Consider the following 22,999-nt stretch of genomic DNA (forward strand, 5'->3'; position numbering starts at 1 on the left):
GACCGGGACGCGGCCGCCCGGCCGATTACGCAGTAATCCTCATAGTCACGTCTCAACCGGTCGTTGCGCCGAACCGTTGCCTGTCACCAGGGCGCGTTTGTTCGGCCACCGTTGCGGGCGCGAAAGGGTAGCCCGCTTAGCGGGCAGGAGTCCCTCCGAGCGGGAACCGATCGAAGATCGGCGGGGTACACGCCGATGATGCCTGTGCTGCCGACCTTCGCGGCGCACGGGGGTGGCCCACCGCAGCGCCAGGTACCCACGTGTCACCGTCCGGACCGGCTTTGTGGCGATACGCGTCGACACCCACAGCATCGATGATCCGGTCGACGCCGATACCACCGTTCGACTCCAGCACGGTCTGCACCGGATCTTCGGTGCCGAAGTCGATGGGGTCGGCGTTCTGGGGGCGGGCCATCTCGAGGCGGGAGTCGATGCCGTCGACGACCACCCGCCGACGATCAGCGCCGCCCACAACACCGTGGCGATCATGCCCAGCGGTCCGGTCGAGCCGAGCGCCCGGCCGTGGCGGCGGATCTTGCCGGCGACCCACCAGGCACCCCGGAACACACCTCGGCTGAGCGTGCCCAACCCGTGCGGATGCTACAAAGTCGCATAGAGATCCCGTAACGCCATCGCGATGAGTGCCGCGCCGAGCACGCTGAGGATCCACGTCATCGATGCCGACCTTCGGGCGTTGTCCTACGCCGATCGAGCAACTCGCGCCGGTGTGCGAGCACCTTCGCGACCATGACGCTGTGACCCGGCGGACTCTCGAGCGCCACGCCACCGAGGTCCGCGCCGCCTTGACGCACCCTTGACGGGCGCCCGGGGTGCAACGCCCGGGTGCGTCGAGAGCCCGGCGCGTTACGCCCTCGCCGTCCGTGGATCGGCGCGGTACGGTGAGCGGCGGAGTGCCGGGAAGTCTGGTCGGCGATGGTGTTCGTGCTGTCCGACCCCTGGGAGTTGCCTTGACCGATCGGATCCTCACCGGCCGTGCGGTGACGCGGACCGCGGCGCTCACTCCGCCCTCGACCGGGAGGGACGTCTTCTGTGGCCGGTAGTCGGCGGATGGGCCGATGGTCCGATCTGCTCACCGAGCGCCCCGACTTCGCGTTGGTCGGTGTGCTGCGGGTGCCGCAGCAACAGCGCAGTCCGCGGCGGGCCTGATCCAGGCCTTCGCCGGCGGCGCCACCATCGCCGTCATGGCCGACTCGCTGATGCCCGAGGCCTATCGGGAAGGTGGCTGGTGGGTCGGTATCTGTACCGCGGCGGGATTCCTGATCGCCTTCGCGCTCGGCGCATGAACCGGCCTGCCGCACACGATCACGACGCGACGACCCGCGCTACAGGGCCACGTCGAACAACTGACCCACTGCATAGGTCACGGCCATCGCCAGCGCACCGCCGAGCACCACCCGCAGCACCGCCCGGCCCCGCCGCGCCCGACCGAGCCACGCACTGATCGATCCGGTCGCGGCCAGCGCACACAGCACCGCCACGAAGGTCACCGGGATCCGCACCGCTTCCGGCACCGACACGATCATCAACAGCGGCACCAACGCCCCGAGGGTGAACGACACCGCGGACGACAGCGCCGCCACCCACGGATTCGCCAGTTCGGTCGGATCGATCCCCAATTCCACCTCGGCGTGGGCCGCGAGCGGATCCCGGGCGGTCAACTCCTCGGCGGCGGCACGCGCCGTGACCGCCGACAAGCCCTTGCGCTCGAGCAACCCCGCGAGTTCGTCGAGTTCGGCCTCCGGCATCACGGCGAGCTCGCGCCGTTCGGTGTGCAGCGCCGCACGCTCCGTGTCGCGTTGCGTGCTCACCGACACGTACTCGCCCAGCGCCATCGACACCGCGCCCGCGGCAAGCCCGGCAACCCCGGCGGTGAGGATCGTCGACTCGTCCGTCGTGGCGGCAGCGACACCGACGACCAACCCCGCGGTCGAGACGATGCCGTCGTTCGCGCCGAGCACGCCCGCCCGCAGCCAGTTGAGCTTGCTCGCCAACCCGCCGGTGTGCGGTTCGACGCGCTCGTGCTGCCCGCCGGAATCCTTCGCCGACGGTGGGTTCGGTAGCGACATGTCGAGAAGCTAGCACCGAACCCCCGAGACGCGACAGGACGGACATCCTTACCTGACCCGGCCCCGAGGTCTCGGTCGTCGCGCCGGCGTATCCGCGCTCGGTGCCGCAAAGGGATACCCTGCGCCGAATACCGGCGGGCCTCCGTGGTGGCGCGACCGCCCAGTCCGGATCGCCGGGCAGTGGGTCCATCGGATCCCGATTCCTGTACGGGACGCTCGTGTCGGCGGGAAGCACCGCGCGCTGCAGCGCCCGCTCGATACCCAAGGGCCGGTGGTCCGACGCGACCAGGCCACCGATCCACCCGGAAGTCCCGGGCGGTCATGTCGTGACGCAGACTCTCCATCAGAGCCGCAACGGTTCCGGAGGGCACCTCCGTCAGCCACGACCCGATCCGACCGATCACCGATTCCAGCAGCCGGGAGAGGGTGACCTGTGCGCGCGGCATCCCCGTGATCCGGACACACCGGCCACCGCTGCGGTCAGATCGACGATCGCGACCGGTTCGACCTTCGAGTTCATCCAGTCGGGCACCACCGTCACCGGCAGCCGCCCCGCGAGCTGGCCCAGCACCTCGAAGCTCGTCGACCCGGATCCGAGCACCATTCCGGCCCGCAGGGTGATCACCGGTCGATTCGACCAGGACAGTTCCTGCTCGACCTCCCACCAGGAGAGCAGATGTTCGGACAACTCGTCCGGATCGCAGTCGGGGACGAAACCGGACACGTAGACGATGCAGGTCGCCGAGGACGCATCGACCGCGTGCCGCACCTCGTGAGCGGCCGCGAGATCGACCTCCCGGAAATCCGCCGAACGCATCCCGTGCACGAGATGGACCACGACGTCCACATCGTCGAGCGCGGCGGGAAGCGTGTTCCCGTCCGTGACGTCCACCTCGGTGGTCTCGACACTGTCGTGCCACCAGAAGCGCCGCAAAAAGAGGGGGCGCGGGCGACGACACCGCCCGGCGACAACGAAGTGCTCAGGGTCCACCGAATACTCAGTTGGCCGGGCACGGGCGTCGTGATCGTCCGGCCCGACGGCTATGTGGGATTCCGGGGCTCGGACAGCCGTCGCGCCGAGGCGTGGCTCGAGATGATCGGTGTGGATCGTGCCTCCCGTGCCCAGTGATGGTGCGGTGGGGTACGAACAAGTGGTGGATGCGCTCAGCATCGGGAGACATGACAGATTCACGTCTTCACGTTCGGCCTATGGCACCGTACCTGTCGGGACCGGGAGAATGGATGCACGCGCCGCAGGCTGGTAAGAGTCGTATGCGTCAGGTGTGTGCTGAAGTCTGCCTCGCCAGCCTCTCGCCCCATTGTTCCGCGCGTGCTTCCTCGTCCTCGACGAGTTGGGTGTGCGTATCGACCAGAAAGCTCTCTGGGTCGGCGACGATCGTGAAGCCCAGGTGACGTAGTTTTTTCGAGATTCCTTTCGACGCGCGCCCGGTGAGAAGGGCGGGCTTGTCGATTCGGGTGTCGAACGCGGCGGCGTTTCCCTTGCTTCGGGGAAGCCCGTCGAGCCATTCACGAATTCCCGCACTGGCCGCGTCGGGTTCGAGCGTCAAGTTGCTCTCCGGTTTCTCGGCGGCCTCGACGGCGCCGCGCCGGGTCGAGTCACGGCTCATTCCGTGCACGTGCGTGGGACCACCGACGATCAGCAGATCGTATGCCTGTACGTCCTCCTGGGATGCCTGGGACACAGGGATCGTGGCGACAGTACCCGTCGGTGCTATTCCTCGTGCAATTGCTTCTGCCACAGTGTGGGTATTGCCGTACATCGATTCGTAGACGATCAGTGTGCGCATGCCGCTTCCTCCTGACCCGAGTATCGGTGACACCGAACCGTAAGGGTGAGGTTCAAGCACCCGCGTCCGGTTCTCGTTCAGTCTTTCACCTCCTGCGGGGCACATCGAGCCTCGGGATGCGGATGCCAATCCCAGATGTTGTAGGAGTGAAGGTTGGGGCAACGGAGCCGCATTTTCCGAAGACAGGTCATTTACCAGTGGTGACACTGGTGGTTCCGAATGCCGGCGGGCAGGGCTTGCAGCGGGCACTTCGGCACGCAGGGCGGCAGCGGGACCAGCCATCTTGACGATGATGGTGGGGCTGGCAGAAACGTGAGTACCTATAGGCGGCGGCCGCGCTCGTACCCCTGCCGAGTGCGGCCGCGCTGTGGTCGAATGGTGTGTCATCGGGTGTCGGTGAGTGATCGTCGGCCACCCAATGCGGGGCCATCCGGATCGGACGCAGCCATAACGGCGCACCGAGCCCATCGACGAAGGGTTCGCCGTCGAAGCTGCCTGGTTCGCGACCACCGTTCCGACCGCAGGCGTGCGGAGCAGGTCTGGTGCACGGCGCGGCGGCGGACCAGTCAACGATGCCGATCGTCTGGTGCAGCTACTCGTCACCGGCGTCCTTGCCGGACCGGGTCGACAGGACCTATCCGACAATCTCGCAATCAGAACGGATCAGCTGTGGAGCCAACGAGATCCGCCACCGAATTGATGACGCGGGTCGGACGGTAGGGGAATCGTTCGACTGATTCACGGGTGGAAATACCCGTCAGGACCAGCAGCGTCTGCAGGCCGGCTTCGAGGCCGCAGACGATGTCGGTGTCCATGCGGTCGCCGATCATCAGCGTGTGTGCGGAGTGCGCACCGATCGCGCGCAGGGCCGAGCGCATCATCAAGGCGTTCGGCTTCCCCACGAAGTAGGGCTCGCGGCCGGTCGCGCGGGTGATCAGCGCCGCAACGGCGCCGGTTGCGGGAAGCGAACCCTCCCGTGACGGGCCGGTAGGATCCGGATTGGTCGCAATGAACCGGGCGCCGCGTTCGACCAGTCGGATCGCGGTGGTGATCGCCTCGAAGGAGTAGGTGCGTGTCTCTCCGAGGACGACGTAGTCCGGGTCGCTGTCGGTGAGGACGTAACCGATGTCGTGCAGCGCGGTGGTCAATCCGGATTCGCCCACCACGTAGGCGCTGCCGCCGGGACGTTGATTCGCGAGGAATGTCGCCGTCGCCAACGCCGAGGTCCAGATCGCCTTCTCGGGAACGTCGAGGCCGGAGAGCAGCAGGCGAGCCCGTAGGTCTCGGGGTGTGCGGATGGAATTGTTGGTGAGCACCATGAACGGCGTACCGGTATCGCGGAGTTCGGTCAGAAACGCGTCGGCGCCGGGAATCAGGTGATCCTCGTGCACGAGAACACCATCCATGTCCATCAGGTAATTCCAGACCGGCGCGGATGTGGGTTCTTCGCTCATTCTTCGAGTGTGTCACCGACTGTTCCAGTCGGTGGCCGATACAAGGTGATCACCCGGCGGCCGGTGTCGGCTCCGTACTCACCCGCCGAGGTTTGCGACGGTCGAGTCGAGCACGCCCGCCTGCAGTTCGAGGTCGCTCTCGTCGAAGTCGCGATCCTGCGGCAGTTGCTTCCGGAGGTCTTCCCTCGTGACCACGAGAAACGGTCGGTTCTGATCGGTCAGCTCCTGACCTCCGACAACGCGGAACCGTCCCTCCTCCAGAACGAGTGCGGGGTCGTCGAGCGTCGAATCGAGGAGTTCTCGAAGGTCGGTGGCGGTCAACTTGGTGGGCACATGTCCTCCTGCGCTTGCTCGTCTCTCGAACCGTTGTGTCCTCTCGGAGGTACCCGGTCGAGTGCCAGCTGAACCTGGTGTTTGTCGGGCGACGTGACGGGCCGGCAATCTCCTCGGGGAGGACATCGGCAGCGAATATTCCGTGTTGCGGTATGTGCCGCATCTAATTTCGAAATGTCAAGGGACCGGGTGCGTTCGGTCGCCTCTCGGCGAAAGGCGCAACACGGCTCCAGCCGAACGGAACTTCCGTGAAGGCAATGGGTTGAGCCCGGGGGACACGAATACGCACCCGATCCGCCCAGCACAACGCGACCCGATGGTTATCTATTCCCGGTGGGGACAAGCGTGCGGAAGCCGAACGCGTGCGTGACGGACTGTGACCGCGGACATCTTCGTTGATGCTTCAACCGGCATACGATCGAGACCACTCATGTACACAGACTTCGCCACACTCGGCGGAACTCTCATCTGGTTCGCCGCTCTCATCGCCCTTACCCACATCCTCGGCCATACCCTCTGACCTCCGACCCACCGTCGGCCACCCGATTCCTGAGGTGTCTGCCGTAGACCGCCGAGAGGACGGCACGATTTCGGCGAAGCGTTGCGCGCAGTAACCGCGGCTGCGGCTGCCACGATCGCGGGGGTCGAGTGCGCCGACATCGTCCTCATCGGCAAGGACACATTCGAATCCCACGGAGCGACCTCGTCGTTGTCCCGGGAACTCGGTCGGATCCAACGCGACGCCGGTGGCCCCTGTATCGATGCGGCCGGAGTTACGAGCGTGGTCTACAGCAGCGACCTCCGATCCGAGATGCGCGGGCCGCAGTTCACGGAAGAAGCCCTGATGGTCGGGGTCGGCAGCGTGTTGTCCTTCCAACTCCACACCCGCACCGACATTGCCGGTTCGCTGAACCTGTTCGCATCGAAACCGCAGGCCTTCGACGGTGCCGCGGTAGCGCTGGGCATCGCACTGGCGGCGCAGGCGGCCGCCGAGCGCACGGCTGCACGCGCGGAGCTGCATCTGCGCTCGGCGTTGGGCACCCGAGACACCATCGGCCAGGCCAAAGGTCTTCTGATGCAGCGCTGCGGTGTCGATGCCGCCCGCGCCTTCGTGATGCTGCGGACGCTGTCGCAGGATCTCAACGTCACCGTCGCTCGAATTGCCGAGCGAATCGTGGAGGACCACACCGCTTCTCTGTGATCGTTTGTCCGATCACGCACAGTCCGTCCGTCGGGCGGTCCACAGCGGTTCCCTCGAGATCGATGTAGGCACAAGAGGTGCATTCGACTGCCTACGAACCGTGGGGGTGTCTATCGCCCTCGAGTGCTGCGACGACGCTTCTGGCATGCGAAACCCATGCAGCGACCGTCGCGCCGGTGCTCCGAAGCGGGAGTTGAGCCAGACGCAAAGTCGAGGTGCAGCGGCCTTCCGGATCGCGTACAGGGAAGACGAGGGACCCGACATCGTAGCGACCGTCAGAATCGAGCTCCTGAACGCGATAGTCGACGTCCGACCCAGGGATCACGGTCCGGATGTCACGTTCCTCCATGGGTGTGAGCAGACCTGATTCGTAGCGTCGCGTCGCTTCGCACATCGTCTCGTAGGCGGTGCGGCCTTCTCGAGGAAGAAGCGAGAGCGCGTATCCGTGGGCGCGTACGAAACCGAGTCGCTGGCGGTAGACCCCCTTCGTGTCCTCGTCGATTCCGATGGCCCTGGACAGCCAGCGTTCCTGTTCGTCCTCGGACAGGTCGAAGACGATACTGTCGCCGATCGGAGGCACGATCGGGATACGTCGTGCGAGTCCGTTCGTCTGTTCCACGCCGGGACCGAAGGCCGACAGCACTCGGACCATCTCGTCCCGGCCGATCGTCGTATACAGCGCGATCTCGCAACCGATCGAGTGGGCGAGCGCTTCCACCTCCGGGCGGAGGGCCTCCGCCGCGCTGATCGAATCGGTGATCTCGTGCTGCAGCCGAGCGATCAGCGACGTACTCACGAAGCTGCCGTAACCGCCCTGGAAGTAGATCAGAGGCGCCACGGGGTTGGTGACCGCCAGATCGCTCACGGCGCAGAGGACGATCCAATGGTCGCCGGCATCGACCGTGTTCGTCACGCGTGCGTCGATCCAGGCGACCGATTGTTCGAGAACCGGGTTGCCGGACGGAGAGGTGGACCATTCGATGCCGTCGAGCTTGTTCTCCCAGCGCCGGGCGATCGTGGCGACAAGATCCTCCTGCTCGCCCCCGATGACATTGATGCATATCGACTCGCACCGCCGGAGTTTGTCGAAGGTCTGGGACGTCTTCATCGGCATGAACGAGACCAGGGGAGGATCGAGGGACACCGAACTGAAGGTCCCGACGACGAGGGCGAGCAGTTCGCCGTCGGCCGCGCGTCCGGTGATCACTGCAACGCCCGTGGGATAGTGGCCCATCACCTCGCGGAACAGGCCCTTGTTGATACTGGCGGTGTCGAGGGACATAAGCACTCCTTGGTCGGAACGACGATCGATCCGGCTCGGTTCAGCCTTTGCGGTGACGCGCCTGGAGGGTGCGTCCGAGGGCTTCGGGGCGGAGGAAGAGGATGCACAGCACGCCGCCGACGAGCAGGACGACACCGGTGATCGTGAAGGCTTGATGTACGCCTACGGCCATGTTGTTCGCCATCTCGGGGGTGAGGGGCGTGCCCGAGGGCGGCGAGACGTACCCCGCGCGCGTCATCAGCCATCCGACGAGGGTGGGGGAGATGATTGCGCCGATCGACGCGACACCGCCCAGCGTGGCCATCATGATCGGACGCTGCCGTGCGCCAACCGCGAATGCCAGCGCTGAGGCGGTCATCGGGTAGGCGAGGCTGCAACCTGCGGCGATGCAGAGCAACGCGACGGCGGCGACACCGGAGGCCGCCTGGACCAGGATGAAGCACACACCGGCAACGAGTGCTGCGATACCGAAGGGGATCGCGATGGACCGATGCGCGTTGTATCCCCGCTGCATCAGTCGGTGACCGAGGAATCCGAGGAAGAGAAGCACGAGCGCTCCCAGGATCCAGGGAATCGTGGTGACCGTCCCGACCTGGGACAACGAAAGTCCGACCACGGTCCCCAGGTACTGGGGTAGCCAGGTGGTCACGAACCCCTGCACCCAGAAGTTCGAACCTCCGCCGATGACCGCCGCGAGGAAAGTCAAGCTCGCGAATGCCCGCCAGAGCGAGACGGCCGGTTGTTTGTCGACATCATCCGTGGCGATTTCGTGAGCGGACTCGGCATCCGCCTCGGGGGCATCCTTGCCGGCGGAATCCTTCTTCCCGTGGCCCGCGTAGGGTCCGTCGCCGGCCAGGATCAACCAGGCGATCACCCAGACCAGACCGACGATACCGAGGACACCGAACGCCCAGCGCCATCCCCAAGCACCGATGACCCAGGCCAGGGCAGGTGCGGCGAGGACCGGACCGAGGGTCGAGCCCGCAGCGACAAGATTGGAGGGAAGCGCGCGACGTCGGGGTTCGAACCAGGAGTGGGCGGAGGTCAGTGACATCGCGGTGGCCGGGCCCTCGGCGCCGCCGAGAACGATGCGGGTGACCAGAAGAATCGCGGCGCCGCCACCGAGCAGCATGGGGAACTGCATCACGGCCCACACGACGCCCATCGTCAGGATGATCCACCGCACCGAGAACCGCGCTGCGAGAAATCCGGTAACGACCGAGACCACGGCGTAGAGGAAGAAGAACGCACTGCCGATGAAACCGAACTCGACGGCCGAGATTCCCAGGTCCGGGATCGCCTCTGACGCAACGAGTCCGAGTACGGCCTTGTCGGCGAACGCGACGATCTGAAAAAGAACGAGGAGTGCAGTGATCAACCAGGCCTTGCGGTTCATTCTGCCGAAGTCGATCTTCTTCGATGCCTTCGGATCGGAAGGATCGATGATCTTGTCCGGCGCCACGGTCGAAGCCATGAGAGGCCGCCTTTCTTGTGGGCTGGGAATGGGGCTGGAGTGAGCGGCGAGTGCTCCGTTGGTGATCGGAAGCCCAACGGTGTGGAAAACCTATGTCGCCTTGCGTCACTCGGGTAGGAGGGAAACCTTTACTGTCGGTACGTCCTTTTCCTGGGCAGAATGGGGAGGTCAGCGACTGCAGGAGGATGATGTGAACGCGCCCGTGGTTGACGTGTCCATCGAAGATCAGGTGAGGTCGGTCCGGACCGGTTCGACGACGGCGACGGAACTCGTGTCCCGAGCCAGAACGGCAATCGACGCTCAGGAACCCGTACTGCAGGCGTGGGTGCAAATGTCGAGCACTACTGCCGAGGACGTCGCGACGATCGATGCCGACCGCCGAGACCTGCCTTTGCGAGGGATTTCCGTCGGTGTGAAGGACCTGATCGACGTCGCCGGCATGCCGACCCGTGCGGGATCGCCGGTCACATCCGCCGCGGCAGCTGTCGCGGACGCGCCCTGCGTGGAACGATTGCGTTCGCTCGGCGCCGTCGTCCAAGGTAAGACCGTCACGACCGAGTTCGGTTACTTCCGTCCGGGTCCCACACGCAATCCTCATGCACCCGAGCACACGCCCGGAGGATCGTCGAGCGGGTCCGCCGCCGCGGTCGGTGCTGGCACCGTGCCGTTGGCGCTCGGTACCCAGACCGCGGGTTCCCTGACCCGACCGGCGTCCTATTGCGGCACGGCCGGACTGGTTCTCGCCCACGGCAGTACCGAGATGGCAGGAATTGTCGGCCTGAGCGACTCCCTCGATTCCCTGGGGCTGCTCACCCGCACCGTCGCCGATCTGCGTTACGTCCACGATGCGTTCCTCGGCTCAGCCGCCGCTGTTCAGTCCGGTCTTCCGGAATGTGCGTTCGTCTGGGGCGGAAGCTATCTCGGATATCTCGACCCTCCGATGATCGCTCTGCTGGGCCGTCTTCCGTCTCTTCTGGCCGGACTGGGCCTGCATTCGGAAATGCTCGACTGGGACGACCACGTGCAGACTCTCGCCGAGGACCACGCGACGATCATGGCCTTCGAGGCCGCACGCACCCGAGCTCGTGAGTTCGAACGGCAGCGGGACGATCTGAGCCCGCAGATCCGAGATCTGCTGCAGCAGGGACAGACAATCTCGGTCTCCGACCACACGGCTGCGTTGATCCGACGGGATCGCTCGCGGGAGTTGTTGGGCGAGATACTCGACGGATCATCCCTCATCGTCGGTCCTGCCGCGACCGGACCTGCACCGAAGGGATTGTCGGCGACCGGTTCGCCGATCCTCAGCCGCCCGTGGCAGTTGCTGGGCCTACCCGTGGTGATTGTGCCCGGAGCGCGCACCACTGCGGGACTGCCGCTCGGAATACAGCTCGTCGGCCTGCCAGGTAGGGAGGATGACCTGTTCGAGGTCGGGGAGAGACTCGAAGCAATTCTCCGCGAAAGTCCCCCGCTGGACGAGTGATTCGAAGACCATGCCCCTGATGACGACTGGAGAATTCTCGATGCTGAAACCGCGCCCGGTCAATCACCATCGGATGTTCCTCACCTGCTACGAGGACACCTTCAACTACGGATGGCATCACGTCGACCTGTTCGTCCACGACGAGTACGGACGCGAGGTCAACTGGGTGCATTGGACCGTGGAGGCGGATGGACCGGAAGCGGCCGACGTATCGATCCGTCGTGAAGAACCCCTGCTCCGCCGCACCACCGACTGGGAGCCGAAGACAAGCGCAGTCGGGGCTCCGTACTGGACTGCCGAAGCAGCGTGGGATGCGGACAGCTGACATGGCCGAGCATGTGACCGGCAACGATGCGCCGGCGTCCGAGGCCACCGTGTACGTCGTCGACGACGATCGAGCGTTGTGCGATTCCGTCGACTGGATTCTGGAGAGCATCGGCATCCGACCGGTCATCTGCCACAGTGCCGATGTCTTCCTCGATGCCTACGACGGCACGCATCCCGCTTGCATCGTGCTCGATGTGCGCATGCCGGGCATGAGCGGCACGAGGTTGCAGGAGCGGATCAACGAGTTCGCGCCGCATTTGGTGATCATCTTCGTCTCGGCGCACGGCGACATCAGGATGTCCGTCTCGACGCTACAGAAGGGCGCCATGGATTTCCTGGAGAAGCCGTACGATCCGCAACGGCTGCTCGACGCGGTTCAGTCCGGCGTCGAGCGCGCTCGGACGCGTTTCGCGGAGCATGCTGCACGCGTAGCGCTGCGGGAGAAACTCCAGGGGCTGACGCCGCGTGAGCGGCAGATCCTGGCCTTGGTCGTCGAAGGCCTGCCGAGCCAGAATATCGCCCGCAAGCTGGGGATGAGCGTGAAGACCGTCGATGTCCATCGGGCTCGGATCAAGAGCAAGACCGACTCCGACAGCATCGGCACCTTCGTTCGGGACCTCCTCCGCTACGGCGTAGAGGTCCCGAACGAAGCCTGACCACGGTCGATCAGTAGTAGTCGAGGACGAGTCGCTGCCCTCTCGTGCGCGACACGCACACTGCCATGACTTCCCCGGATTCCTTCTCGGCACGGGTGAGCACGTTGTCGCGGTGTTCGGGCGAACCCTCCAGGACCTGCATGATGCACGTTCCGCAGATGCCTTCCTGGCAGGAGGTGTCGACGTCGCAACCGTTGTCCTGGAGGACCTCGACGATGCTCTTATCGGCCGGAATCCGATAGGTCTCTCCGTCCAGCTCAACTTCGAATGCGGCGTTCGCCGACGCGTCGGGTTGCTCCGAGGCGTGGAAGTTCTCGAGGTGGATGGCGTCGGGGGAGACGTGCTCACGCGCGACGGCAAAGACCTTGTCCATGAACCCGGCCGGTCCGCACGTATAGATGTGAGTGTGTGGAGGCAATTCGGCGAATTCGTCCTTCAGGACATGCTCCTGGGCCTCGCGCGTCACTCCGAGATGCTGATGTAGCTTGTCCGGGCAGCGGTCGTTCAGCAGCGGCAGGAATGCCGCTTCGGATTCGGTGCGGGCGAAGTAGTGCAGTTCGAAGCTGATGCCGTGAACGTCCATGTAGCGGGCCATACTCAGCATCGGAGTGATGCCGATGCCGGCGGCGACGAGCACGTGGTGCTGTGCCTCTTCGGCGATGGCGATCAGGTTCCGAGGTGTGCTGATGCGGAGGGTGTCGCCGACAGAGAGTTCGTGCAGGGCAGCGGATCCACCGCGTGAGTTCGCCTCCTTCTTGACGGCGAAGACGAACGAGTCCGGTGCGTCCGGGGTGCTGCACAGCGAGTACTGACGTGTGATCGCTGTCGGGCCCTCGACGTCGATGTGTGCGCCAGGCAGGTACGGACCCAGCGGTGACCCGTCCGCCTTCACGAGCGTGATCGACTTGACGGTCGGTGTTTCCTGGGTGATGTCGGAGACGATGACGTCGATGAGTGTCATGTCAGGTTCTCCTCGTGTAGCGACGGGTGCGGGCCGATAGGGATGGAACGCTCAGCGCAGATACAGGCCGCCGTTGATGTCCCAGCAGGCACCGGTGACGAAGAAGGCGTCGTCGGAGATCAACAGCGCGACGGTGTCAGCGACGAACGATGCACTGCCGAGTCGCCCGACCGGAATACCGGCAACGATGCCGTCGAGTTTGTCGGCCGGAACCGTCTTGCGGACGACCGGCAAATCGTGTGGGCCCGGGGAGATCGCGTTGACCGTCACGCCTCGCGCGGCGAGTTCCCGCGCGAAGATCTTGGTGGCGGTCAGGATCGCACCCTTCGACGCCGCGTAGTGCCCGCCGGTGGCGGTGCCGCCGTTCTGGCCCGCGAGCGAAGCCATGTTGACGATGCGACCGAATCCCTTGTCGGCCATCGCCGCTCCGAACACCTGACAGCCGAAGAAGACGCTGTTGACGTTCGTGGTGAGCACGTCCGTGAACTCGTCTTCACCGAGTGTCATCAGGTCGGCCGCGCGGGTGACCGCGGCGTTGTTGACGACGATGGTGGGCGTGCCCCACAGGTCTTCACAGACTGCGAGGCCTTCCTCGAAGGCCGCCTTGCGGCCGACGTCCAACTTGATGCCGCGGGCTGTGGACCCGTCGGGGGACAGTTCCGCCGCGAGGGCGTCGACCGCGGCGGTGTCGAGGTCGGCGAGGAGCACCCGCCGGCCGTCGGTATGCAGTTTACGGGCGATGGCGGTGCCCATTCCGCCGGCGGCTCCGGTGACGACCGCGATACCCGGGGCATGAGGATTCATGGCGGCCTCTCAGAGCAGATAGCCGGACGCACTGACCGCGTCCTCACTGTCGATCAGACGGATCACCTTGAGCGCGATCCTGTCGTCGCCCTCGTCGTCGAACACGATCGTGTGCGTCAGATCCGCGCCGAGGGTCAAGAACTCGTTGCGTTTGAAGGCATTGACGATCTGCGCCGAGCGGAGGGTGACCGAGGTATCGGTGCGCTCCTGCACGGTGAAGCGGGAGATCACGCGGACGGTGCGTGCTGCGGCGACCGCGGACGGCGAGTAACCCTGGAGCATGCGTTGGACGCGCAGTCGGCGCATCCGTGCATCGTCGTAGACCATGTTGAGCGAGGACGCGAAGTCATCCGTGTCCGGGTCGATGGGGATCACGTAGATGCCATCATCGGTGTACATCTGCTCCCAGGACTTGTAGTCCTTCGCGTCGAGGGCCTCGGCCTCCTTCCACACCAGTTCTATGGCACGCAACACGCGGGGATCGGTCAGGCTCAGGTCAGTCATCGCTCATCAGCTTCTTCCACATTGCGTAGGCCTCGCGCATTCCTGTCTCGTCGGTGACATGTGAAGTGGGCCAACCTTCTTCGGTGAGGTATTCGCGCCCCTCGCCGCGGTTGACGAGGATGGGCATGTCGGGATTGCCGCCGGCACCGATCTGAACCCGGGTCCAACCCTCCGCATCGTCGGGGCTGCCGAAGCCAAACGGGCCCTGGAAGTGCTCGTGAATACGCAGACGCTCCCGGTTGACGGATTCAGGGCCGCCGTCCATGCCGATGGCCATGTGCCAGATCTCGGTCTCGTCGACGGAGATGGGAATCAAGACCCGGAAGAACGACGAGGACATCGCCACATTCGGAAAAGTGTTGAGGTTGAACCCGCAGCCGTGCATCGAGCGCATGTAGCGACGGATCCGCTCCGGACTCTCCCCGGCCTCGGTGAGTTCGTCGACGAGATGCTGGAAGCGTGGCTGGATCTCCTCGGTGCCGTCGTCAATATCGAGGTCGACGTGGGCAGCGGCCATGATCGCGACGCTGTGTCCGTTGCCGAGCGAATGTGTCTCGGCGGCCGGATCGTCCATGAACGACATCATGTCGGCGGTTTCCGCGTCGACGGAGGCCATCCATGACTTGTGCACCATCGGGAAGTGGTAGCCGTCCGTGGTGTTCTCCAGTTGGATCTTCCAGTTGCCCTTGAAGCGGAACTTGTGGACGCCGAGCACCTTGGTCGGCAGTCCGTTGCTCTGCTTGAAGAAGCGCTCCATCCAGAGCTTGGCGTCACCGAGGAAATCCTCGAGGGATTCGGCGTCCTGTTTGAAGGTTGCCCAGATCATGCCCAGGTAGCTCTCGGTGCGCAGCGTCTGGAGGGGGAAGTCCTTCTTGTCGATGACTCCCTCGTAGCCGTCCGGATAGGGGATACCGCGCAATCGACCGTCGAGAGCGTAGGACCAGTTGTGGTACGGGCACGTGAAGCCGTTGGCCTTGCCGCTGCGCTGGTCGCAGACGGTCGCGCCGCGGTGCCGGCAGCGGTTCAGGAGGGTGTTGAAGTTTCCCTTGCGGTCACGAGTGACGATCACCGGCTGATTCCCGACCTGAGTGGTCTTGAACGAACCGGGCTCAGGGATCTCGCTCTCGTGCGCGACCCACACCCACGTGCGGTAGAAGATCTTCTCCATCTCGACACGGAAGATCTCCGGGTCCGTGTAGAGCCGTCCGGCGACCCGATCGGTGCCGACGAGATCCCCGTAATTGTTCTGGATCGAATGTTCGATCGTCGTCATGTGTTTGCTTCCTTCGAACTCGTCACGTGCGGGTGTCCGCATCAGTGCAGATGACTCATCGCGTCGATGGGCAGGGGTGCCGCGAACATGCGCTGGGTGCGGAATCGGTGTATGCGGGCCGTGATGTCCGCCGAGCGGGTGATCTCGAAATCGATCTCGAGTCGGGCACACAGCAGTTCGGCCGTGCCGTCCGTGTACAGCGACAGTTGTTGCATGATCCATCGACCGTGAGCACTGTCGCGCTCGACCCGGATCCGTTCGCTGCCGAGCAGATGCGTGTTGCGAACGAAATGTTCGGCTGGTGGAAGATATCGAGAGACCAGAGCGACGATGTCCTCGCGCCCGTGAGCGATCCCGAACTTGTCTGTGTACTCCGATCCGATGCCTTCCCAAGTCGCATTGCCGGTGAACAGCGCGCCGATCTGTTCGGGATGCTCCAGGGAACCGGGGACGTCGCACAGGTCCATGTAGCGCATCAGGCATAGCCGGGCAGCGTCCTTGACTTCGAGCGCGGACAGTCGGTCCGACATGTCGGTCACGTCTACACGTCCACGTCGTCCCGAATGGTCAGCTCACGACCCATACGAGCTTCGATCTTGAAATACCTCCACAATGCAAACTCACCGATCATGGTGGTGCGCAACAGGTTGCACGCGTTCTTCACTGTCTCCTGGTCTTTGACGTCGGCGAGGACGTAGCACGTCCACGGCCACCCATCGGACGGTCCGACCATGTGGGCGTCGTCGTCGAAGGTGCCGATGATGTCGACGCCGTCCATGCGCTTGAGATCGGAGAGCATAGTGGAGATGCCGACCCAGACCGGGCCGATCTCCGCCTTGGGGAGATCGAAGAAGTTCTGGTTGTTGCCGATGCAGAACAAGGTGCGCAATGGTTCGGGCACGACAGGTGTCCTTTCGGTCGGGTGAGCCTTGCGGGCTCGCACGGTCGGAGAGGCGATCAGGGGAAGCTGGGGATATCGGCGTCGAGACCGAGCAGAATCGAACCGGCGGCCTCGAACGTGTTGGTCTGCAACATGGCGTGCTGGGCAGGAACGAGCGCATCCTGCAGATATCGCTGGAGAGGATGACTGTCGTAGATCGCGCCGGTGCCGGCGAGATCGAAGGCCGACAGCACCACGGTGCGACCGACATGCGCGGCATGTGTCGCTGCCAAGCGGAGCATCGCCCTGTGTTCGTCGGAGATCGGATCTCCCGCAAGCGCAAGACTCCACACTTCGTCGGTGACCTCGTAGAAGAATGCACGTGCCGACCGCAGATCGGCCTCGGCCCTGGCCAGACCGATCTTGTAGGCGGGACGGTTGCCCTTGGCGGCACCGCCGGTGATGCTGGAGCGCGCTGCACCGACCTCCTGCACGTAGTCGAGGGCACCGCGCGCTGCTCCGAGCGTGACCACCGCGAGCACCTGCGCGGCGTAGGGAAGCATCGGGTAGCGGGTGATCGGTTCGTCGACTTTCGGTGCGCCGCCGCGGACGAAGGTCATCTCCTCGGGCACGAAGAGTTGGTCAGCGCGTATCGAGTGCGAGCCGGTGGCTGCCATGCCCGCCACGTCCCAGTTCTCGACGATCTCGACGTCCGCTGGATACACCAGCGCGGTGAGAGGCATGCCGTTGGTGTCCGGGCCGCCGGCGAGACCGATCCCGAGGATGTCGGCGCCTCGGCAGCCGCTCGCGAACTGCCACAGCCCGCTGCACAGATAACCACCGTCGACCTTCTCGGCTTCCTGCATGGGGAACAAGCCGCCGGCGTAGGCGATGTCGGGGCCGTCAGCGTAAATCTTCGCCTGGGTCGCGACCGGGAGAGCGGAGAAGTACACCAGCGACGATCCGAAGCTGGCGACCCAGCCCGTGGCCGGATCGATCGCAGAGATCCGTTCGACGAGGTGCATGAAGGACGACGGCGCCATCGGTTCGCCACCGAACTGTGCCGGCGTGGATGCCCGGTACAGTCCGGCCTGTTTGAGCAATGCGATGTAGTCGGGGGGTACGAAGCGTTGCTGGTCGAACTCGTCGCGCCGGTCGCGGAGCACTTCGAGCGCGTGCTCGAACGCGCGATCCCGCGCCGGACCCGCCGGCGCTGCCTCGATCCGTTCGGTCGTGCTGGGGATGGTCATGCCGTCTCCGTTTCGGTACGTGTTCGCGCTGATGAACACGCTATGGACGAGCCGGTTACGGCGGTATCGGGACTTTCTCCCGAGGCCATAAAGTAATTCCTAATGGCGGTGACGACGTCGCTCGTCGGACGATGGACCGTCCTGCTCCCGGAGGTGTTGATCGATGTTCCCCACCCGACGTGACTTCCAGGCGATGGCGGAGCGAACGCAGACCGGCATCCTGATCCACGAGGCTGCGTCGAAGAACATCCTGTGGGCCAATCCCGCTGCGTGCCGGATGTTCGGTTTCACGCTCGAGGAGTTGCGGCCGCTCAAAGCGCACCACATGAGCAGTCAGGAACGTCAGTATCGCCGGGCCCTGGGAGTGGCGTGGCTGCAGTCCGCGGTCGTACATGGATCGAGTCGGCGGCAGTGGAAATATCGAACCAAGGAGGGGGTGGACTTCCTCACCGACGCCAACGCGTCCCTGGTGCAGTTCCAGGACGGTCCGGTGGTGATGGTCGAGTTCCGCAACATTTCCGAGGAGGTGGAGATCCAGCAGGAACTCAGCTGGGTGTCGCAGTCGTTGCAGCGGATCATGACGCACACCTCGGCCGGCATCCTGGTGCTCGACGACGGCAACTGCATCGACGACATCTCACCACTCGCGGCGCGGTTGTTCGGCTCGACCACCGACCAGTTGATGGGGGCCCACCTCGAGGGCCTGGGGCGATGCGATCCCTCGCTGGATTCCGAGCAGGTGGTGTCGAAGCTGGCGTCGGGCACCGGATCGGTGAAGATCCGGCAGAAGATCGAGAGGCCGGACGGCCGCGTCACCTGGCTCGCCGGTGAGCTCGAGGACGTGGTGCACGACGGCATGGTCTCGCGGGTGCTCGTGATCCGGGACGTGACCGACCGCGTCGAGTTGGAGCAGCGCCACGAATACCAGGTAGCGAACCTGCAGTATCTGAGCCGCTACAACGCGATGGGTGACATGGCGATGATCCTGGCCCATGAACTCGGGCAACCATTGGCGGCGTCGTCGAACTACCTGCGTGGTCTCCAAACGCGCGTTGCCGGTGGCACTCTCGACCGCGATCAACTCTCCTACGGTCTGGACATGGCGGAGAAGCAGTTGAGCCGTGCTGCGGAGATCGTGGCGTCGGTCAAACGGTATGTGCGGCGCATCGAATCGACGTCGTCGGCCATCGATCTCAACGACGTGATGGAGGAGAGCCTGTATTTCGTTCGGTTGCGCGCGGCTGAACGGGGCGTGCGGGTGGTGGTCGATCGGACCGTCGAGAGCTTGCCTGTGCAGGGGGAGAGCGTGTTGATCGGTCAGGTCATCATCAATCTGTGCTTCAACGCGATCGACGAGATCGTCCTGCCCACAACGGAGGCGAAGGAATTGAGGGTCACGACCTGCCGTGATGGTGACTGGGTATGCATCCGGGTGGCCGACGAAGGCCGAGGCATGGAACGAGCCCCGCGAAATCAACTCGTCTCAGGGGCGTTCTCCGCGAAGCAGGACGGCTCCGGGCTCGGCTTGATCGTGTCGGAGCACATCGTCGAGCGTCACGGCGGCGACATCGAGTTCTCTCCGAACGAGCCGCGGGGAACCGAGGTTCGTCTGCGGCTTCCGATCGCCGGTGGCACGCCATCGGTAGGTGTGTAGCGCCGTTCCTCGATCGCGACACCACCGGTTGCCGCGCGTCCTTCAGTCCAGACAGAACTCGTTGCCTTCGATGTCCTGCATGACGATGCAGGACTCGTCGACGCCGTCGGCATGCAGAACCTTCACCTGCGCAGCGCCGAGCGCGACCAGCCGGTCGGATTCGGCTTGCAGAGCAGACAGGCGTTCGTCACCCTCCAAGCCTGTCCCGACGCGGACGTCGAGATGCACCCGGTTCTTCACTACCTTTTCTTCGGGTACTCGCTGGAAGTGCAGCCGTGGCCCGGCACCGGTCGGGTCGGCGCACACGAACGCGCGTCCTTGCGACTCTGCGGGCAGGCCTGCGTCGTAGTCGGTCCGTGTCGCGAACCCGTCGGGCGGCGTGGGCACCTCGTAGCCGAGAACAGCGCACCAGAAGTGCGCGAGTCGCTCGGGTTCGGTGGAATCGAACGTGACCTGTACCTGCCTGACCGACGCCATGCGGGCCACCCTAGGGAGCAGTGCCGGAACGAGCAACCGCATTTTCGGACGCGATATCGCACTCGGTCGTCGAACCGAATGTCGGTGGTGGGCATCGATTCTCGCTACCACGGACGTGGACACCGACAGCTGACGGTCGTATCCGCAGTCTCAGCGCTCGTTCACGGGGTAGGCGAGGGTCTCACGAGTCAGATGGAACAAGCCAGGTATCAGCAGCGCAACGACGATCACCACGACCACCTTGTCCATTGTCGGTAGGAGCGCGATCGCCAGGCTCGGAGCTCCGACGACCAGTCCGACAACCGCAACATTTCGCCCTTTCTTCACCCGGGTACGCCCCGCGTCCGATAGCGGACCCTCGGATCGGCGCACGACACTTCGATGAGCCCGGTACACCACCGATGTGCCCCATCCGAACACAGCCACGGCCACGATCGCTACCGCCCACAGCAGCGCAGTCACTTCGAATCCTCCATGTGTCGTCGGTTGGTAGAAGACCGCCCGCAGGCTACATAACCGCGCGTTCCATTACGGGCTCGCAACAGAGTTGCAACAGTCTTCTCCGATACTCGAGAAACGAACAGACACCCTGTTCGCCCGGGAGGATGCTGGATCATCCGAGTTACACGGCTGCACTCCATCTCGTTGCGCGACTTCCACGACCAGGGGGTAGCCCATGAACGCCGGCCGCTGCTCGCGCGACGTTCCACCACCTCGGCGGCGTGACGCCGCCGTACGAACCGATCGCCTCAGGGAGACGGAATGTCAGTCGTAGAACCATCGAAGAGTTCGGGAACCCGTAAGCACCACGACGGCGCCGACTTCCACGCCGAGAAGAGCGAATACCTCGAAAAACGTTCACTGCGTAAAGGAACCGCAGGGTGGGTGCTCCTTGCAGGACTCGGTGTCAGTTATGTCATCTCCGGTGACTACGCCGGATGGAACAACGGACTCGCCGAAGGTGGATTCGGCGGCCTGCTCATCGCCGGCGTGGTCATCGCGGGCATGTATTTCGCGATGGTGCTCGGGATGGCGGAATTGTCGTCGGCCCTTCCGGCCGCAGGGGGCGGATACACCTTCGCTCGTCGCGCGCTCGGCCCCTGGGGTGGATTCGCCACCGGCACGGCCATTCTCATCGAGTACGCGATCGCCCCTGCGGCCATCGCGACGTTCATCGGCAGTTATGTCGAATCGTTGAACATCTTCGGGATCACCGACGGATGGTGGATCTACCTCGCTGTCTATGCCATTTTCATCGGCATCCACCTCACCGGTGCGGGCGAAGCGCTCAAGGCGATGTTCGTCATCACCGCCATCGCACTCGTCGGACTCGTGATCTTCGCGATCTCCGCGGTGGGACTGTTCGAGTCCGACAATCTCACGGACATTACGCCGACCGATGCCGTCGGTGCCTCGGGCTTCCTGCCGTTCGGCTACTTCGGTATCTGGGCCGCAGTTCCGTTCGCGATCTGGTTCTTCCTGGCGATCGAGGGCGTTCCTCTCGCTGCGGAGGAAGCGCGCGAGCCGGAGAAGAACGTGCCCCGCGGCATCATCTCCAGCATGCTGGTGCTCCTGGTGACAGGAGCGACGGTGCTGTTCCTCGCGACCGGTGCGTTGGGTGCCGAGGGGTTGTCGACCTCGGGCAACCCGCTCGTCGAGGCGCTGGGTGACGGGACAGCGGCGAAGGTCGTCAACTACATCGGGCTCGCCGGGCTGATCGCCAGCTTCTTCTCCATCATGTACGCGTACTCGCGGCAGACCTTCGCGTTGTCCCGCGCCGGCTACCTGCCGACGAGCCTGTCGGTGACGAATTCGCGCAAGGCCCCCATACTCGCGTTGATCGTGCCCGGCGTGATCGGCTTCGTCCTGTCGCTGACCGGTGAGGGCGCGATGCTCCTCAACATGGCGGTCTTCGGTGCCGCCGTGAGCTACGTGCTCATGATGGTCAGCCACATCGTGCTGCGCGTGCGCGAGCCCGGGATGCCGCGTCCGTACCGCACGCCCGGTGGTGTCGTTACGATCTCGTTCGCGCTGGTGATCGCCGCGGCCGCTGTGGTGGCCACCTTCCTCGTCGATCCCGTCGCGGCTCTGTGGACGTTCGCCGCGTTCGCGGCATTCATGGCCTACTTCGGTCTCTACAGCCGTCACCACCTCGTCGCGAACTCCCCGGACGAGGAGTTCGCGGCCCTCGCGAAGGCAGAGGAAGAGCTGGGGTGACGACCTGAAGCCGTCCGCGCGGCCGTGTGCTCACAGCGTGCGGACCGAGGTGGGTTCGTAGACCATGACCGAAGCCGTCGGCGCTCCACGGCAGGTCAATCGGCACGGGGGAGTGCGATGGGCCCGCAGTTCGACGTCGACACGCTCCGGGTGCGGTGCACGACCGGCGAGCCGGATCCGCCAGAGATCACCCTCGCGGGCACTCTCTGCGACTGTGTAATCACTGCGCCCGGCCGGACCGAAGCGTCGGAGCGTGGCAGCGAGCGCGGCCTGCTGAGGCGGCGACATATCGGTGTAGCCGCGTAGATGACGGTGGTGGATCCGGTCGAAGAAGTGTTCTTCGATCGTGAGGACGGACGACTCGGCGTCGAGACCGCCGTAGTAGACACCGTCGGGTACGACGACGACATTGGCGGCGAACCGGTCTCCGCCTACGTGCGAGCATTCCCAGACCTGGTCGGGCCAGCGCTCGGCCAAGGCGCGCGCGACCGGCCGTCCACGCACGGCGCAGCACGGGTCGTGGTGACCGTGAGCGCAGACCAGGAGGACGGAGTGGCCACCGAGGTCGCCGGGAGTCTCGAGGGCGGTGACGATCTGTGTCAGATCCTCCTCGCGATCCCACGTTCCCCATTGCTGACGCACCGCGCCCGAGGTCTCGCGGCGGAGCACCGCCCAATGGTCGTGTCCGCCGCGGCGGCGACGGCCCGGGCGCTTGACCAGCAGTATGCGTGCGCGGGCCGCCTGCGCGGCGGAGAACACGGCCGTCTTGGTCGCGGCGTCGAGCTCGAGCCCCTCGAACCCGTTCACCGGCCATCTGCCCCGGTATTCGACGAGGACCCAGGCGAATCCGCGCGGGGCCGTGCCGGCCATCGGA

The 22,999-nt window shown here is 64.8% G+C and carries 24 protein-coding genes and 1 pseudogene; 8 read left to right on the forward strand and 17 right to left on the reverse strand.

Features of this window, described 5'->3' with window-relative positions; all coding sequences use genetic code 11:
* Positions 1-232: 232 nt before the first annotated feature.
* A complete protein-coding gene (locus tag ACPCXD_RS17945) occupies positions 233-616 on the forward strand; it encodes a hypothetical protein (protein WP_423660583.1) in 384 nt (127 codons plus the stop codon).
* Positions 617-1,160: 544 nt separating this feature from the next.
* A pseudogene (locus ACPCXD_RS17950) lies at positions 1,161-1,304 on the forward strand (ZIP family metal transporter); the annotation flags it as partial.
* Between the two features lie 39 nt (positions 1,305-1,343).
* Here the strand turns inward: ACPCXD_RS17950 and ACPCXD_RS17955 are convergent.
* The 5 genes from ACPCXD_RS17955 to ACPCXD_RS17975 all read right to left on the reverse strand — a co-directional run bounded on the left by ACPCXD_RS17955 (position 1,344) and on the right by ACPCXD_RS17975 (position 5,682).
* The gene (locus tag ACPCXD_RS17955; RefSeq protein ID WP_145692128.1) at positions 1,344-2,087 is read right to left on the reverse strand and encodes a VIT1/CCC1 transporter family protein; all 744 of its coding nucleotides are present in this window, start codon (positions 2,085-2,087) and stop codon (positions 1,344-1,346) included.
* A 400-nt stretch (positions 2,088-2,487) separates the two neighbouring features.
* The gene (locus ACPCXD_RS17960) at positions 2,488-2,979 is read right to left on the reverse strand and encodes a Rossmann-fold NAD(P)-binding domain-containing protein (protein WP_423660585.1); all 492 of its coding nucleotides are present in this window, start codon (positions 2,977-2,979) and stop codon (positions 2,488-2,490) included.
* Positions 2,980-3,364: 385 nt separating this feature from the next.
* Positions 3,365-3,895, reverse strand: coding sequence for a flavodoxin family protein (locus tag ACPCXD_RS17965; RefSeq protein WP_026060854.1), 531 nt, complete (start codon positions 3,893-3,895; stop codon positions 3,365-3,367).
* Between the two features lie 653 nt (positions 3,896-4,548).
* Positions 4,549-5,349 carry an HAD-IIA family hydrolase gene (locus tag ACPCXD_RS17970; protein WP_016690736.1) on the reverse strand — a complete coding sequence of 267 codons (801 nt, stop codon included), beginning with the start codon at positions 5,347-5,349 and terminating at the stop codon, positions 4,549-4,551.
* 78 nt (positions 5,350-5,427) lie between these two features.
* Positions 5,428-5,682: a hypothetical protein gene (locus ACPCXD_RS17975; protein WP_016690737.1), complete on the reverse strand. Its 255-nt coding sequence runs from the start codon at positions 5,680-5,682 to the stop codon at positions 5,428-5,430.
* Between the two features lie 1,021 nt (positions 5,683-6,703).
* Between ACPCXD_RS17975 and ACPCXD_RS17980 the strand changes: the two genes are divergently transcribed.
* On the forward strand, positions 6,704-6,883 hold the full coding sequence (locus ACPCXD_RS17980) for an ANTAR domain-containing protein (RefSeq protein WP_326602914.1): 180 nt from the start codon (positions 6,704-6,706) through the stop codon (positions 6,881-6,883).
* 91 nt (positions 6,884-6,974) lie between these two features.
* Here the strand turns inward: ACPCXD_RS17980 and ACPCXD_RS17985 are convergent, their stop codons facing one another.
* Both ACPCXD_RS17985 and ACPCXD_RS17990 read right to left on the reverse strand, forming a co-directional pair.
* A complete protein-coding gene (locus ACPCXD_RS17985) occupies positions 6,975-8,165 on the reverse strand; it encodes a flavin reductase family protein (protein ID WP_423660588.1) in 1,191 nt (396 codons plus the stop codon).
* Between the two features lie 40 nt (positions 8,166-8,205).
* The gene (locus ACPCXD_RS17990) at positions 8,206-9,639 is read right to left on the reverse strand and encodes an MFS transporter (RefSeq protein ID WP_120282741.1); all 1,434 of its coding nucleotides are present in this window, start codon (positions 9,637-9,639) and stop codon (positions 8,206-8,208) included.
* Positions 9,640-9,829: 190 nt separating this feature from the next.
* On the opposite strand from ACPCXD_RS17990, the gene ACPCXD_RS17995 reads away from it, so the two are divergent.
* The 3 genes from ACPCXD_RS17995 to ACPCXD_RS18005 are packed head-to-tail and all read left to right on the forward strand — an operon-like array spanning position 9,830 to position 12,105.
* Positions 9,830-11,122, forward strand: a complete 1,293-nt coding sequence (locus ACPCXD_RS17995; RefSeq protein WP_423660589.1) for an amidase — start codon at positions 9,830-9,832, stop codon at positions 11,120-11,122.
* A gap of 40 nt (positions 11,123-11,162) precedes the next feature.
* Positions 11,163-11,447: a hypothetical protein gene (locus ACPCXD_RS18000; RefSeq protein WP_026060857.1), complete on the forward strand. Its 285-nt coding sequence runs from the start codon at positions 11,163-11,165 to the stop codon at positions 11,445-11,447.
* 1 nt (position 11,448) lies between these two features.
* Entirely contained in the window at positions 11,449-12,105 is a 657-nt protein-coding gene (locus tag ACPCXD_RS18005) for a response regulator transcription factor (RefSeq protein WP_423660590.1), read from the forward strand.
* A 10-nt stretch (positions 12,106-12,115) separates the two neighbouring features.
* On the opposite strand, the gene ACPCXD_RS18010 is transcribed toward ACPCXD_RS18005, so the two are convergent.
* Genes ACPCXD_RS18010 through ACPCXD_RS18040 form a run of 7 tightly spaced genes read right to left on the reverse strand, consistent with a single transcriptional unit; the run spans position 12,116 to position 17,777 of the window.
* Positions 12,116-13,066, reverse strand: a complete 951-nt coding sequence (locus ACPCXD_RS18010; RefSeq protein WP_423660592.1) for a PDR/VanB family oxidoreductase — start codon at positions 13,064-13,066, stop codon at positions 12,116-12,118.
* Between the two features lie 51 nt (positions 13,067-13,117).
* Positions 13,118-13,870: an SDR family NAD(P)-dependent oxidoreductase gene (locus tag ACPCXD_RS18015; RefSeq protein ID WP_006552106.1), complete on the reverse strand. Its 753-nt coding sequence runs from the start codon at positions 13,868-13,870 to the stop codon at positions 13,118-13,120.
* 9 nt (positions 13,871-13,879) lie between these two features.
* Positions 13,880-14,374, reverse strand: coding sequence for an aromatic-ring-hydroxylating dioxygenase subunit beta (locus ACPCXD_RS18020; RefSeq protein WP_006552107.1), 495 nt, complete (start codon positions 14,372-14,374; stop codon positions 13,880-13,882).
* Positions 14,367-15,647: an aromatic ring-hydroxylating oxygenase subunit alpha gene (locus tag ACPCXD_RS18025; RefSeq protein ID WP_423660595.1), complete on the reverse strand. Its 1,281-nt coding sequence runs from the start codon at positions 15,645-15,647 to the stop codon at positions 14,367-14,369. The genes ACPCXD_RS18020 and ACPCXD_RS18025 overlap by 8 nt, the downstream gene beginning before the upstream one ends.
* 41 nt (positions 15,648-15,688) lie before the next feature.
* The gene (locus ACPCXD_RS18030) at positions 15,689-16,186 is read right to left on the reverse strand and encodes a nuclear transport factor 2 family protein (protein ID WP_033098188.1); all 498 of its coding nucleotides are present in this window, start codon (positions 16,184-16,186) and stop codon (positions 15,689-15,691) included.
* A gap of 2 nt (positions 16,187-16,188) precedes the next feature.
* On the reverse strand, positions 16,189-16,548 hold the full coding sequence (locus tag ACPCXD_RS18035; protein ID WP_006552110.1) for a hypothetical protein: 360 nt from the start codon (positions 16,546-16,548) through the stop codon (positions 16,189-16,191).
* Positions 16,549-16,604: 56 nt separating this feature from the next.
* On the reverse strand, positions 16,605-17,777 hold the full coding sequence (locus tag ACPCXD_RS18040; RefSeq protein ID WP_423660597.1) for an acyl-CoA dehydrogenase family protein: 1,173 nt from the start codon (positions 17,775-17,777) through the stop codon (positions 16,605-16,607).
* 163 nt (positions 17,778-17,940) lie between these two features.
* On the opposite strand from ACPCXD_RS18040, the gene ACPCXD_RS18045 reads away from it, so the two are divergent.
* Positions 17,941-19,431 carry an ATP-binding protein gene (locus tag ACPCXD_RS18045; protein WP_423660599.1) on the forward strand — a complete coding sequence of 497 codons (1,491 nt, stop codon included), beginning with the start codon at positions 17,941-17,943 and terminating at the stop codon, positions 19,429-19,431.
* Between the two features lie 42 nt (positions 19,432-19,473).
* Here ACPCXD_RS18045 and ACPCXD_RS18050 read toward each other — a convergent pair whose 3' ends face one another.
* Both ACPCXD_RS18050 and ACPCXD_RS18055 read right to left on the reverse strand, forming a co-directional pair.
* Positions 19,474-19,908 (reverse strand): VOC family protein, encoded by a 435-nt coding sequence (locus ACPCXD_RS18050; protein WP_106199649.1) that lies wholly within the window; start codon positions 19,906-19,908, stop codon positions 19,474-19,476.
* Between the two features lie 150 nt (positions 19,909-20,058).
* Positions 20,059-20,370, reverse strand: coding sequence for a hypothetical protein (locus ACPCXD_RS18055; protein ID WP_106199647.1), 312 nt, complete (start codon positions 20,368-20,370; stop codon positions 20,059-20,061).
* Positions 20,371-20,670: 300 nt separating this feature from the next.
* Between ACPCXD_RS18055 and eat the strand changes: the two genes are divergently transcribed.
* On the forward strand, positions 20,671-22,125 hold the full coding sequence (eat, locus tag ACPCXD_RS18060) for an ethanolamine permease (protein WP_423660600.1): 1,455 nt from the start codon (positions 20,671-20,673) through the stop codon (positions 22,123-22,125).
* Positions 22,126-22,155: 30 nt separating this feature from the next.
* Here eat and ACPCXD_RS18065 read toward each other — a convergent pair whose 3' ends face one another.
* Positions 22,156-22,995: a sucrase ferredoxin gene (locus ACPCXD_RS18065; RefSeq protein WP_423660602.1), complete on the reverse strand. Its 840-nt coding sequence runs from the start codon at positions 22,993-22,995 to the stop codon at positions 22,156-22,158.
* Positions 22,996-22,999: the final 4 nt, after the last annotated feature.

Source organism: Rhodococcus sp. AB351, assembly GCF_049538275.1.
In the GTDB taxonomy this organism is placed as follows: Bacteria; Actinomycetota; Actinomycetes; order Mycobacteriales; family Mycobacteriaceae; genus Rhodococcus.